Here is a 12,994-nt window from a genome sequence, read left to right as displayed (position 1 = left end):
GTTGGGCGACGGCGCGGGGAAACACCACACTACAGGAGCGCCGACCGATGTCGCAAAGCAAGGGGGTACTATACCTAGTCGCCACGCCCCTGGGCAATTTGGCGGATTTCAGCTTCCGCGCCGTGGAAGTGCTGCAATCCGTTGCCGTCATCGCCGCCGAGGACACCCGCCACAGCCGCCCGCTGCTGAACCATTACGGCATCGGTACGCCGCTGGTCGCCTACCACGAGCACAACGAGGACGCCGCCGCGCCGCAGCTGCTGGCGCGGTTGGAGCGAGGCGAATCGGTGGCGGTGATCTCCGACGCCGGCACGCCGCTCATCAGCGACCCGGGCTTCCCCCTGGTGCGGCTGGCGCGCCAGGCCGGCATCCGCGCCGTGCCGGTGCCCGGGCCCAGCGCCCTAATCGCCGCCCTGTCCGCCTCCGGCCTCCCCTGCGACCACTTCCACTTCGGCGGCTTTTTGCCGCGCAAGGGCGAGGCGCGCCGCAGCGAGCTGAAGACGCTGCTCGACCGCCGCGAAACCCTGGTGTTCTACGAATCCAGCCACCGGGTACTGGACTGCCTGGAGGACATAAACGCGATTTTCCCGGCCGACCGGCCGCTGGCCATCGCCCGCGAGCTGACCAAGCATTATGAAACCATCGTCAACTCCACGGCCGGCGCCGCCCACGCCCTGGTGGCGCAGGACGCCGACATGCAGAAAGGCGAGTTCGTGCTGCTGGTGCAAGGCAAGCGGGAAACCGCAGCGGAAGACATCGACGCCGAGCAGGCGCGGGTGCTGGGCATCCTGCTGGACGGCGGCTGCTCGGTGAAAAGCGCAGCCGCCATGGCGGCGGAAATCACCGGGGCGCCGCGCAAGCTGCTGTACCAAGCCGCGCTCAAGCGCTCCTCGGCGCAATAACCTAACGCCGCCAAACTTGCCAAGTCGCCGGCAAGGGAGTATTACCAGCGGGCTGGCCGAACTATCGGCCGGCGTCGGCGCATCGGCAACAGGCAAACGCGCCGGACTTGGCCGGCCGCACCCCGCGGCTCGCCCCTCATAACCATAACAACACCGGAGGAGCGCCATGCGCGACGTAATGCTGAAGATATTCGACTTCCTTGCCCCCTACGGCCTGGACAAACTGCCTCGCGCGCTGATGTTCGGCGGCGGGCTGGTGCTGGTGCTGGCCCTAGCCACCGGCAGCGTGCAGATGTCCCAAATCTGGCTGGGCTTTTTCGTCCGCTGGCTGCACGTAGGTTCCGGCATCATGTGGATCGGCCTGCTTTGGTATTTCAACTTCGTGCAAATCCCCTCCATGCCGCAGATTCCCGACGAGCAGAAGCCGGCCATCAGCAAGGTGATCGCCCCCGCGGCGCTGTTCTGGTTCCGCTGGGCCGCCCTGGCCACCGTGGCGACCGGCATCGCCCTGTTCATCATCGGCCCGGTGGGCAACAAGGTTTACATCGGCATCGGCATGGCTTTGGGTCTGGTCATGGCTTTCAACGTGTGGAACATCATCTGGCCCAACCAGCAGAAAGTGCTGGGCCTGGTGGAAGCCACGGCGGAAGAAAAGCAAGCCGCCGGCCGCGTCGCCATGCTGGCCAGCCGCTTCAACACCATGTTCTCCATCCCCATGCTGTATTTCATGGTGGCGGCGCAGAACGTGCCCTAGCCCGCCTCCCACGCTTCGGCATTCCCCTTGCCGGAGCGTGAAAGCCGTTTCGGCTGCCCTCTCCCTCCGGGAGAGGATTAGGGTGAGGGGTTAAATGGCCATGTCCGTCGCCCTCATCCTAACCTTCCCTCTGGGGAGCAGGGACTTTACGCCCCTCCATCCCGCCAGAGCCAGCGTAAATCCTGTATACTCCGCCCCGGAGTCGGCCAGACAGTCGCTGCTTTCTTTACGGAAGTGGAGGAAAGTCCGGGCTCCACAGGGCAAGGCGCCAGGTAACGCCTGGGAGGCGCGAGCCTACGGAAAGTGCCGCAGAAAATATACCGCCTAAGCGCCGCAAGGTGCCGGTAAGGGTGAAATGGTGCGGTAAGAGCGCACCGCGCTTCCGGTAACGGAAGTGGCAGGGAAAACCCCGCCCGGAGCAAGACCAAATAGGGGAGCATGGGGATTCGTCCCCGACGCGTGGCCCGCGCGGCTCCCGGGTAGGTCGCTTGAGGCGTTTGGCGACAAACGTCCCAGATGAATGACTGTCCACGACAGAACCCGGCTTATCGGCCGACTCCCCCTTCGATTCAAAAAGAAACGGCCCTTGCGGGCCGTTTTTTTATGCCGCGAACAATTCCGCCAGTTTTTCTCCCGGCTCCTCGGCCCGCATAAACGCCTCGCCCACCAGAAAAGTATGGACATTGCTGGCGCGCATCAGCGCCACGTCGCTTGGCGCCAGAATACCGCTCTCGGTGACGACGATGCGGCCGGCCGGGATATGGGGCAGCAAATCCAGGGTGGTTTGCAGGGTGACGTCGAACGTGCGCAGGTTGCGGTTGTTGATGCCGACCAGGGGCAATCCCAGCACCAGGGAGCGGTCCAGCTCGGCCCTGTCGTGCACTTCCACCAGCACGTCCATGCCCAGCGCCGTGGCGCACTGCGCCAAATCCGACATTTGCCCGTCGTCCAGGGCGGCGGCGATCAGCAGGATGCAGTCGGCGCCGATGGCGCGGGCCTCCAGCACCTGGTATTCGTCCACGGTGAAGTCCTTGCGCAGCACCGGCAGGGCGCAGGCGGCGCGGGCCTGTTGCAAATATTCCTCGCAGCCCTGGAAGTAGTCCCGGTCGGTAAGCACCGACAAACAGGCGGCGCCGTGGGCGGCATAGCTCTTGGCGATATCGGCCGGCCGGAAATCGGGACGGATCACGCCCTTGCTGGGGGAGGCCTTCTTGATCTCGGCGATAACGCCGGCTTGTCCTAGAGCGATCTTGCTTTGCAGCGCCCTCACGAAGCCGCGCGGGGCATCGGCTTCGTCGGCCCGGCGGCGCAACTCGGACAAAGGCGTGGCGGCGGAACGCTCGGCGATTTCCTCCGCCTTGCGGGCAAGGATTTTCTTGAGGATATCCGGCGGATTGCTCATGACTTGCGGCCGAAGAAATGGCTGAAAGTCACCAGCTCATCCAGCTTCTGCCGCGCCGCGCCGCTGTCGATGACGTCTTCGGCGACAGTGATGCCATGGGCCAGGGTATCCACCAAGTCGGCGGCATAAATGGCCGCGGCGGCGTTGAGCAGGACGATGTCGCGGGCCGGGCCGGCTTGGCCGTCCAGCACGGCCAGCATCAGCTTCAAGCTGGCCGCCGCGCTGTCCACCGCCAGGCTGCGCAAAGCCGCGCGCGGGATGTTGAACTGCTCCGGCGCGATGGTGTAGCGCTCGATGCGGCCGTGGCGCAGCTCGGCCACGCGGGTCGGCGCCCCCAGGCTGATTTCGTCCAAGCCGTCCTCGGCGTTGACCACCAGCACGTGCTGACTGCCCAGCTTTTGCAGCACGCGGGCGAACTTATCCACCAGGGCTTCGTTGTAGACGCCGACCAACTGGTGGCTGGCGCCGGCCGGATTGGTGAGCGGCCCCAGCAGGTTGAAGATGGTGCGCACGCCCAGCTCGCGGCGCGGGCCGATGGCGTGTTTCATGGCGCCGTGGTGGCGCGGCGCGAACAAAAAGCCCACGCCCACCTGCTCGATGCACAGCTTGACCTGGTCCGGCGTCAGGTCCAGGTTGACCCCGGCCGCTTCCAGCACGTCGGCGCTGCCGCAAACGCTGGAAAAAGAGCGGTTGCCGTGCTTGGCCACCTTGCCGCCGGCCGCCGCCACCACGAAGGCGCAGGTGGTGGAGATATTGAAAGTGTTGCTGGCGTCGCCGCCGGTGCCGCAGGTGTCGATGAGGTGCGGTCCGCGCACCGGCACCTTGGTGGCCAGTTCGCGCATCACCTCGGCCGCCGCGGCCAGCTCCTCCACGCTCTCGCCCTTGGCGCGCAGCCCCACCAGGAAACCGCCGATCTGCGCCGGGGTGGCCCCGCCGCTCATAATCAGCCGCATGACTTCTTTCATTTCGCTGGGCGCCAGGTCTTGGCCGTCCAACACCTTTTGCAAGGCGGTTTTCATGTCCATGGAGTGCTCCCGGATCGTTTTTGTTCTAGGGCGCCGACAGGGCGCCCGTTGTTCTATGACCGTCAGCCGTGCAGGAAATTGCGCAACATGTCGTGGCCGTGGTCGGTGAGGATGGATTCCGGATGGAACTGCACCCCCTCGATGGGCAGCGTCTTGTGCCTGACGCCCATGATTTCCTCGAAGCCGCCGTCCGGCGTTTGCGTCCAGGCGGTGATCTCCAGGCAATCGGGCAAGCTCTCTTTCTCGATTACCAGCGAATGATAGCGCGTGGCCTGGAACGGGTTGTTCAAGCCGCGGAACACGCCCTGGTCGGTGTGGTAAACCAGCGAGGTCTTGCCGTGCATGATGCGCTTGGCGTGGATGATGTTGCCGCCGAAAGCGTAGCCGATGCTCTGGTGGCCCAGGCACACGCCGAGGATCGGGTACTTGCCGGCATAGCGGTGCAGGGTTTCCACCGAGATGCCCGCCTCTTTCGGCGTGCAAGGGCCGGGCGAGATGACGATCTTGTCCGGGTTGATGCCCTCGATCTCTTCCACCGGGATCTGGTCGTTGCGCACCACGGTCACGTCCGCCCCCAACTCGGCCAGGTATTGCACCAGGTTGTAGGTGAAGGAATCGTAGTTGTCGATCATCAAAACCTTGCAGGCGCTCACGGCTGACCTCCTTCCAGGCCGGCTTCGGCCATGGCCACGGCGCGGAAGATGGCGCGGCCTTTGTTCATGGTTTCCTCCCACTCGTTGAGCGGCACGGAGTCGTACACCACGCCGGCACCGGCCTGCACGTGCAGCTGGCCGTCCTTGATGACGGCGGTGCGGATGGCGATGGCGGTGTCCAGGTTGCCGGACCAGCCGATGTAGCCCACCGCGCCCGCGTAGACGCCGCGCTTGACCGGCTCCAGCTCGTCGATGATCTCCATGGCGCGGATTTTCGGCGCGCCACTGACCGTGCCGGCGGGGAAAGTGGCGGCCAGGACGTCGAAGGCGTCGAGGCCCTCGCGCAAACGGCCCACCACGTTGGAGACGATGTGCATGACGTGGGAATAGCGCTCGATGACCATCTTGTCGGTCACTTTCACCGTGCCGGTTTCCGCCACCCGGCCGGCGTCGTTGCGGCCCAGGTCGATGAGCATCAGGTGCTCGGCGATTTCCTTGGGGTCGGCCAGCAGGTCCTTCTCGAAAGCCAGATCCTCTTCCGGCGTCTTGCCGCGCCGGCGCGTGCCGGCGATGGGGCGCACGGTGACATGCTCGTCCTCCAGCCGCACCAGGATTTCCGGCGACGAGCCGACGATGTGGAAGTCGGCCAGGTCGATGTGGAACATGTAGGGCGAGGGATTGAGGCAGCGCAGCGCCCGGTACAAGTCCAGCGGCGCCGCCCGGTAGGGGATGGACATGCGCTGGGACAGCACCACCTGCATCACGTCGCCGTCGACGATGTAGTCCTTGATGCGACCCACGGCGTTTTCGAAACCTTCTTGCGTGAAGCCGGAAACAAAGTCCGCTTCTTCCACTTGGCGCGGCGCGGCGGGCGGCGCGGCGGTTTGCGCAGCCTTGCGGCGCAAGCCGGCGGCCAGCTCGGCCAACCGCGCTTGAGCCTGTTCGTAGGCGTTCGGCTGGCTGGGGTCGGCGTGGGTCAGCAACAGCAGCTTGCCGCTGAGGTTGTCGAACACCAACAGCTCTTCCGACACCATCAGCAGGATGTCCGGCACGCCGAGGGGATCGGGCTTGCTGCCGGCCTTGAGCTTAGGCTCGATATAACCGATGGTCTCGTAGCCGAAATAACCCACCAGGCCACCGGTGAAGCGCGGCAGGCCGTCGATGTGGGGCACTTTGTAGCGGGCGGCGAATTGCTCGATCCAGACCAGGGGATCGGCGCTTTGCAAATCCTCGACCGGCTGGCCGTCCTGTTCCACGGTGACGCGGTCGCCGCGCACCTTAAGCACCGTGCGGCACGGCAGGCCGATGATGGAATAGCGGCCCCATTGCTCGCCGCCCAGCACCGACTCGAATAAATAGGAATACGCGCCTTCCGCTAGCTTGAGGTAGGCGGAGAGCGGGGTGTCCAAATCGGCCAGCACTTGGCGGGCTACGGGGATACGGTTGTAGCCCTGGCGGGCGTAGTCGGCGAATTGTTCGGGCGTCATGTTCTACTGTCCAATGTTCTCGGATGGTTTCGGTTGGCGACGGGTTGCCCCGCGGCGTGGCGTAAAGGTTTCAGCGCCAGCTACGCCATCGTTGTCCGAGCATGGAGATGCGCCCTGTCATGGGTCTAAGCCGCCCGCCGCAATAAAGCGGGCAGTTGGGCGATGGAATCGATCACGCCGTCCGCGCCCAGGTCTTCCACCCGCTCGCAGCTACGGTAGCCGTAAGGCACCACCAGGATGCCGTAGCCCGCCGCGCGGGCCGCCTGCACGTCGTTGGTGGAATCGCCCACCATCAGGCATTGTTCGGGCCGCACGCCGAAGCGTTCGGCGGTTTTCAGCAACGGTTCCGGATGCGGCTTGTGCTTGTCGAACTGATCGCCGCAACCGATGTAATCCATATAGGCCGCCACGCCCAGCTGTTCCAGCAGCGGCAGGGTGAACTTGGAGTGCTTGTTGGTGAGCACCGCCAGCTTGTAGCCCTGCCGTTTCAGCTCGGCGACGCCTTCCAGCACGCCGGGAAACAGCCCGCCCCGGTCGCAGACGTGGGCAGCGTAAATTTCCATGAACAGCGGCAACGCTTGGTCGAACCGCTCCGGCTCGCCTTCCGGCCACATCTCGCCGGTCAAGGCGCGCTTCACCAGCATGGGCACGCCGTTGCCGATCCAGCCCCGCACCGCCTCCACGCCGCGCGCCGGCAGGCCCAGGCGGGCCAGCATGGTATCGGCGGCGTAAGCCAGGTCCGGCGCGCTGTCCACCAGCGTGCCGTCCAGGTCGAAGACGATGAGGGCGGGAGGGTTCAAGGGCTTACCGCTTGGCCTGGGCCAGTTCGTCGCGCAGCGACTTGATGATGCTGTCGTAGCGGTTGGGATCGCTATCCTTGCCCGCGCCGAACACGGCAGAACCGGCCACGAAGGTATCCACGCCGGCTTCGGCCACTTCGCGGATGTTGGCCGGGCCCACGCCACCGTCGATTTCCAGGCGGATGTTGCTGAAGCCGGAAGCGTCGATGCGCTTGCGCACTTCTCGGGCCTTGTCCAGCACGTAGGGAATGAACTTCTGGCCGCCGAAGCCCGGATTCACCGACATCAGCAGGATCATGTCCAGCTTGTCCATGACGTGGTCCAGGTGGTGCAGCGGGGTGGCCGGGTTGAATACCAGGCCGCACTGGCAGCCGTTGTCCTTGATCAACTGCAGGGTGCGGTCGATGTGGTCGGAAGCTTCCGGGTGGAAAGTGATGATGCTGGCGCCGGCCTTGGCGAAATCGGGAATGATGCGGTCCACCGGCTTGATCATCAGGTGCACGTCGATGGGCGCGGTGACGCCGTGCTTGCGCAGGGCTTCGCACACCAGGGGGCCGATGGTCAGGTTGGGCACGTAGTGGTTGTCCATCACGTCGAAATGGACGATGTCGGCGCCGGACTTCAATACCTGGTCCACTTCCTGGCCCAAACGGGCGAAATCGGCGGAAAGGATGGACGGTGCAATCCAATTTGAATTCATGTTCGTACTCGCTGGCTAAAGGGAATCGAAATGCGCCGAAAACGGGCTCCGGCAACAAGACTGGAGCGGCGCCGACGGTTTTGGTTGCGGGCTATTTTCACATTAAGCCCGGACCCCGGCAAGGCTGCGGCTAACCGCCCGGCTTGCGGTAGCCCTGCGGCCGGATCGCCACCTTGGTTTCCACGGCGGTGCACAACCGCCCCTCCCCATTGTAATAGGCGTAATGGAATACCGGGCTGGCGCGTCCGCGGTGTTGCAGTTCCGCGCGGATGTCCGCTTCCTGCCCCTCCGTCACCTGGAAGCGCAATTCCAAGTCCGTGCCCGCCTCGTGCTGGAAATCCAGCGCCAGGTGGCGCGTCCATACCGCGTAACCGGGAAACAAATGCATGCATGCCATGGGCGCGACGGGATCGGCCAGGGCCGCCTGGAAACCGCCGAACAGGCCGCCGCCGGCATTGCGCGAAATCCAGGTCTGCGGCAACCGCACCCGCACCGTGCGCCAGCCGTCGGACACCTCCAGCACCTTGATGCGCATCAGCCAGAACGGCGGAAACCACTCCAGCTTGCGGCGGTCGCTGAGAAAAGGCGCATGCCAGATGAGGCGGCGCAGGTTCATGGCTTAACCCAAGCTCTTGCTCGCCACCTCGTACACGTCCTTGGACACGCCCGGCTCGGCCATGATGCGTTTCAGGGCGGCGGTCATGGCTCGTTGCCGCGCCTCGTCCAGGCGGCGCCATTGGCTCAAGGGGGCCAGCAGGCGGGCGGCGATTTGCGGGTTGAGGGCGTTGAGGGCGATGACCTGCTCCGCCAGGAAGTCGTAGCCGCTGCCGTCCAGGGCGTGGAAACGCACCGGGTTGGACTGGCTGAACGCGCCGACCAGGGAGCGCACGCGATTGGGATTCTTCAGGTCGAAGGCGGGGTGGCTCAACAGCTCGCGCGCCACGTCCAGCGTGCCGGGGAGGTGGCACCCGGCCTGCAGGGCGAACCATTTGTCCACCACCAGGGCTTCCTCCCGCCACTGTTCGTAGAATTCGGCCAGGCAGGCGCCCTTGGCGGCAGCAGAGCTGTTGACCAAACAGCCCAGGGCGGCGATCTGGTCGGTCATGTTGCGGGCCTGGTGGAATTGCTCGGCGCACAGGCGGTGCGTGTCGTCCGTGTCCAGTTCCGCCAAATAACCCAGGCAAACGTTTTTCAAGCGGCGGCGGCCGATGGCCTGGGCGTCGAAACGGCCCGATTCGTCGCGGTGATGTTCGGCATACAGCCGCCGGAAATCGTCGGCCAGGGCGGTGGCGATTTCCTTTTTGAGCAATTGACGGGCGGCGTGGATGGCATCCGGGTCGATGATTTTCATCAGGCTGCCGATGTAGTCCTCCGACGGCAACCCCAGCAGCAGGGACAGGAAGGACAAATCCTCCCAGGGCTGCGCCAGCAGGTGGCGGTAGGCTTCCACCAAGTGCGGGTCGGCTTTCTTCGGCTGCTCGCCTTCGATAATCTGCTCCACCAGGTTGAGCATGATCTGGCTGGCCAGCACCTGGCCGGCGTCCCAGCGATTGAAGGCGTCGCTGTCGTGGCGCAACAGGAACGCCAACTCGTCGTATCCGCGCAGCACGTGCAGGCGCACCGGCGCGGAAAAGCCGCGCAGGGCCGACACCACCGGTTTGGCCGGCAGATTGACGAAGCGGAAGGTTTGTTCGGCTTCCGTGACGCTCAACACCCGCGTGGTCGCCGCGTGCGGCGCCCCCTCCCCTTCCAATTGCAACGGCAAATCGGCGCCGTCCGGCCCCAGCAAGCCCAAAGCCAAAGGAATGTGGTGCGGCTCTTTCACCGGCTGGCCCGGCGTGGGCGGGCAGCTTTGCTTGACGCGCACGGTGAGGCTGGCGTCGGCGGCGCTGTAGTCGGCGGTCAAACGCAGCACCGGCGTGCCGGCCTGGCTGTACCAGCGGCGGAACAGGGCGAGATCGACACCGTTGGCCTCCTCCATGCAGCGCACGAAGTCGTCGCAGGTGACGGCTTGGCCGTCGTGGCGTTCGAAATACAGGTCCGTGCCTTGGCGAAACCCTTCCTTGCCGAGCAGGGTGTGCAGCATGCGCACCACTTCCGCGCCTTTCTCGTAGACGGTGAGGGTGTAGAAGTTGTTGATCTCGATGTAGGACTCGGGCCGCACCGGATGGGCCAAGGGGCCGGCGTCCTCCAGGAACTGGCGGTTGCGCAACAGGTTGACGTCCTCGATGCGCTTGACGCCGCGCGATGTGCGGTCGGCGGTGAACTCTTGGTCGCGGAATACGGTGAGGCCTTCCTTCAGGCTCAACTGGAACCAGTCGCGGCAGGTGATGCGGTTGCCGGTCCAGTTGTGGAAGTATTCGTGGCCGATCACGCCTTCGATATGTTCGTAGTCCGCGTCGGTGGCGGTGTCGGGGCGGGCCAGCACGTACTTGGTATTGAACACGTTGAGGCCCTTGTTCTCCATGGCCCCCATATTGAAGTGGCTGACCGCCACGATCATGTACAAGTCCAGATCGTATTCGCGGCCGAAGGCCTCCTCGTCCCAGCGCATGGCGTTTTTGAGGGATTGCATGGCGTGGTCGCACTTGTCGATGTCGTGCTTTTCCACGTAAATCTGCAAGGCCACTTCGCGGCCGGAAGCCGTGGTGTAGGCGTCTTCCAGGCACTCCAGCCGGCCGGCCACCAGGGCGAACAAATAGCAGGGTTTCTTGTGCGGGTCTTCCCAACGCACCCAGTGGCGATTTTTCTTCAATTGGCCGGCGGCCACCCGGTTGCCGTTGGACAACAGCACCGGGAAGCGCCACTTATCTCCGATAAGCGTGACGGAATAGCTCGCCATCACGTCAGGCCGGTCGAGGAAATAGGTGATGCGGCGGAAGCCCTGCGCCTCGCACTGGGTGCAGAGCATGTCGTTGGATAGGTACAAGCCTTCCAGCGCGGTGTTGGCGGACGGATCGATGCGGGTGACGATTTCCAGCAGGAACACCTCCACCTTGGGCGCGCCCGGAATAATGAGGCTTTCCGGCGTCACCTGGTATTCGTCCTCCTGCAGCACCCGGCCGGCAAGGCGCACGGATTCGAGCTTGAGATTCTCCCCATCCAGCACCAGCGGCGCGCTGGCATCCGCGCCGGCCGGATTCTTTTGCATGCGCAAACGCGAGGTGACTTGGCAGTCCCGCTCGTCCAGCAGGAAAGTCAGCTCCACCTGCCCGATCAAATACTCGGGCGGCGTGTAGTCCTTTAAATAAACGGTTTTGGGTGTCGCTTCGCGCATACGCTGTTGCCTTGATTCGCCGCCATCGGCGAGGATTGGGTTAATGAGGTTCAGATCGCCGTTGCGGCAAAAGCGGCCAGCAGCAGCCAAGCGACCATCAGCGACATGCCGCCCAGCGGAGCCAGCTTGGCGTATAACGGCTCACCGCCGGCCGCCAGCCAGTATAAACTGCCGCTGAACAGCGCCATGCCGGCCACCATGGCAATGCCGCTCCAGCGCAGCCAGCGGGAGTCGGCGTATTGGCGGGCCAGCAACGCGATCATCCCCAGCACCAGGGTGTGCCAGAAATGGTACTGCACGGCGGTTTGGAACACCGCCGCCATATGCTCGTCCATGCGGCCGCGCCACAGGTGGGCGCCCACCGCTCCCATCAGCGTGGCCAGAAAGCCGCTGACGGCGCAGGCGGTCAAAAAAAGTCGGGACATATTGAGAAAACCTCGATCTTGGCGAACGGCCGCGCAGCCGGCCTCTAAGCTTGAAGTTTACGGCTATCCTAGGGATAAACCCAAGCAATACCGGTTGGCGAGGCACGGAACATGAACAAGCGGACGGCAATTTTGGCGGCGCTGCTGCTCAGCGCAACGGCAAGCGCCAGCGATGTCTATCGGTGCCAAAGGGACGGCAAGGCCGTCTATACCGAATCCCCGAAAAACGGCGACAAGTGCAGCTTGCTGGAACTGCAAAACACCGAGCCCAGCGCCGAGGAGCTGGCGCGGCAGCAAGAGGCGCGCCAGCAGCAGGAGGCCCAGCGGCAAAGCGAAGCGCAAAAGGAACTGGAAGAGCGCAAAGTGCGCGCGGAGGAAGACGCCGCCCGCGCGGCGGAGCGCCAAGCCCGCGCCGCCGAAGCGCAAGCCCGCTACCAGCGGGAGATGCTGGAAGCCCAGGAACGGGAGGAAGGCGACGGCGCCTATTATTACTACCCCCGAGCGATCTACTATTCCCCAGCGCTGCAACAGCGGCAAACCCGGACGACAGAGTCGGGCAACGTCGACGTCCGTATCGGCATCGGCCATAGCGCCCCGGCCCTCGGCAACGCGCCGCGAAACACCGGCAACGCCACCCCCAGCATCACGCCGGGGCCGTCGCGGTAAAGCAGGCTCAAAACCGGTAGTTGGCCCCGATGCTGCCCCCCAGCCCCTGATAGGACGCGCCCGCCTCGCCGTCGAGAACGAAATAGCGCCCGGCCAATTCCAGTCCCCAGCGATGCCCCACATCCCACGCGCCGCCCACGGCGACCTGGTGGCTGACGCCATCCATCCGATACGCGTAGACGGCGACGCCCGTATCCGCCTCCAGCGCCTTGTCGCGCCAACGCACGTCGTAAGCGGGGTAGGACCAGCGACCCTGCGACCAAGCCGCCGTGGCGTTGTGCTTGCCGACGGTCAGACGGTAATCCACGAACAAATTGACCTTGGGCGTCAGGGCATACTGAAGGCTCGTCAACAGCGCATGGGTGTCGGTATTCCAAACGCCCCACTGGGCGCCGCGGGTGAGACCGTACTGATAGCCCAAGCTGGCGCTGAGCCGGTCGGTCAACCGCGCACCGGCGAGCGCCCGCCCGCTCCATTCCCAGCGGTCGCGCAAGGCGCTGTCCTTGTGCCCTATCGCGCCCCCTTCCGATTCCAAAGCGAACCAAGGCGCGGTATAGCCATCGAAAGGCTTGAACAAAGCGCGCGCCAGCAAAACGCCCCGTAGCGACGACAGGCGCTCGAAACGCTGGTATTGGCTGCCGTCGACCCGGGCTTCCAGCGCCAGTCCCAGGCGCTCGCCCAACCGCCAATCGACCCCGGAAACGCCGGAGACCCGATAGGAAAAATCGCCCCGGCGAAACTGGTTGTCCGCGCCGCGCGTCACGTTGTCGTCGTACGCCGCGCCGCCGCCCAGGCGACCGTAATATTCCCCGCCCCAAGCGACGCAAACCGCCGAAGCCAATACCCACGCCCACGTTATCCGCCAGACGGCTGCCATAATCGTTTCCCGCACATATAATCGGT

General features: G+C 64.7%; 13 protein-coding genes and 1 other RNA gene. 4 read left to right on the top strand and 10 right to left on the bottom strand.

What is annotated here, in order from left to right:
* Positions 1–47 precede the first annotated feature (47 nt).
* The 3 genes from rsmI (at position 48) to rnpB (ending at position 2,220) form a co-directional block, all read left to right on the top strand.
* Positions 48–902 carry a 16S rRNA (cytidine(1402)-2'-O)-methyltransferase gene (rsmI, locus tag K5607_RS00625; RefSeq protein ID WP_221047899.1) on the top strand — a complete coding sequence of 285 codons (855 nt, stop codon included), beginning with the start codon at positions 48–50 and terminating at the stop codon, positions 900–902.
* 166 nt (positions 903–1,068) lie between these two features.
* A complete protein-coding gene (locus tag K5607_RS00620; RefSeq protein ID WP_217995095.1) occupies positions 1,069–1,656 on the top strand; it encodes a urate hydroxylase PuuD in 588 nt (195 codons plus the stop codon).
* Between the two features lie 198 nt (positions 1,657–1,854).
* Positions 1,855–2,220, top strand: an RNA gene (gene rnpB / locus K5607_RS00615) — RNase P RNA component class A.
* Between the two features lie 37 nt (positions 2,221–2,257).
* On the opposite strand, the gene trpC is transcribed toward rnpB, so the two are convergent.
* From trpC to K5607_RS00570, 9 genes are all read right to left on the bottom strand, one after another.
* Complete coding sequence (gene trpC / locus K5607_RS00610; RefSeq protein ID WP_054774428.1) at positions 2,258–3,058, bottom strand: indole-3-glycerol phosphate synthase TrpC; 801 nt, start codon at positions 3,056–3,058, stop codon at positions 2,258–2,260.
* Positions 3,055–4,083: an anthranilate phosphoribosyltransferase gene (gene trpD, locus K5607_RS00605; RefSeq protein WP_221047898.1), complete on the bottom strand. Its 1,029-nt coding sequence runs from the start codon at positions 4,081–4,083 to the stop codon at positions 3,055–3,057. Before trpD ends, trpC begins: the two co-directional genes overlap by 4 nt.
* Positions 4,084–4,145: 62 nt before the next feature.
* Positions 4,146–4,736, bottom strand: a complete 591-nt coding sequence (locus tag K5607_RS00600) for an anthranilate synthase component II (protein WP_425515780.1) — start codon at positions 4,734–4,736, stop codon at positions 4,146–4,148.
* Positions 4,733–6,223, bottom strand: a complete 1,491-nt coding sequence (gene trpE, locus K5607_RS00595) for an anthranilate synthase component I (RefSeq protein WP_221047897.1) — start codon at positions 6,221–6,223, stop codon at positions 4,733–4,735. Before trpE ends, K5607_RS00600 begins: the two co-directional genes overlap by 4 nt.
* Before the next feature lie 125 nt (positions 6,224–6,348).
* On the bottom strand, positions 6,349–7,023 hold the full coding sequence (locus K5607_RS00590) for a phosphoglycolate phosphatase (RefSeq protein WP_221047896.1): 675 nt from the start codon (positions 7,021–7,023) through the stop codon (positions 6,349–6,351).
* A gap of 4 nt (positions 7,024–7,027) precedes the next feature.
* The gene (gene rpe / locus K5607_RS00585) at positions 7,028–7,723 is read right to left on the bottom strand and encodes a ribulose-phosphate 3-epimerase (RefSeq protein WP_221047895.1); all 696 of its coding nucleotides are present in this window, start codon (positions 7,721–7,723) and stop codon (positions 7,028–7,030) included.
* 130 nt (positions 7,724–7,853) lie between these two features.
* Positions 7,854–8,339: a PaaI family thioesterase gene (locus K5607_RS00580; RefSeq protein WP_054774128.1), complete on the bottom strand. Its 486-nt coding sequence runs from the start codon at positions 8,337–8,339 to the stop codon at positions 7,854–7,856.
* A 3-nt stretch (positions 8,340–8,342) separates the two neighbouring features.
* Positions 8,343–11,000 carry an aminopeptidase N gene (gene pepN / locus K5607_RS00575; RefSeq protein WP_221047894.1) on the bottom strand — a complete coding sequence of 886 codons (2,658 nt, stop codon included), beginning with the start codon at positions 10,998–11,000 and terminating at the stop codon, positions 8,343–8,345.
* A gap of 50 nt (positions 11,001–11,050) precedes the next feature.
* Positions 11,051–11,425 (bottom strand): DUF423 domain-containing protein, encoded by a 375-nt coding sequence (locus K5607_RS00570; protein ID WP_054774129.1) that lies wholly within the window; start codon positions 11,423–11,425, stop codon positions 11,051–11,053.
* A gap of 111 nt (positions 11,426–11,536) precedes the next feature.
* Between K5607_RS00570 and K5607_RS00565 the strand changes: the two genes are divergently transcribed.
* Positions 11,537–12,091 carry a DUF4124 domain-containing protein gene (locus K5607_RS00565; protein ID WP_221047893.1) on the top strand — a complete coding sequence of 185 codons (555 nt, stop codon included), beginning with the start codon at positions 11,537–11,539 and terminating at the stop codon, positions 12,089–12,091.
* 7 nt (positions 12,092–12,098) lie between these two features.
* Here K5607_RS00565 and K5607_RS00560 read toward each other — a convergent pair whose 3' ends face one another.
* Positions 12,099–12,968 carry a hypothetical protein gene (locus tag K5607_RS00560; RefSeq protein WP_221047892.1) on the bottom strand — a complete coding sequence of 290 codons (870 nt, stop codon included), beginning with the start codon at positions 12,966–12,968 and terminating at the stop codon, positions 12,099–12,101.
* Positions 12,969–12,994 lie beyond the last annotated feature (26 nt).

Source organism: Methylogaea oryzae (assembly GCF_019669985.1).
Classification (GTDB): Bacteria; Pseudomonadota; Gammaproteobacteria; order Methylococcales; family Methylococcaceae; genus Methylogaea; species Methylogaea oryzae.
Note: the sequence above shows the minus strand (reverse complement) of the source record. Positions and strands in the feature narration are given on the sequence as shown.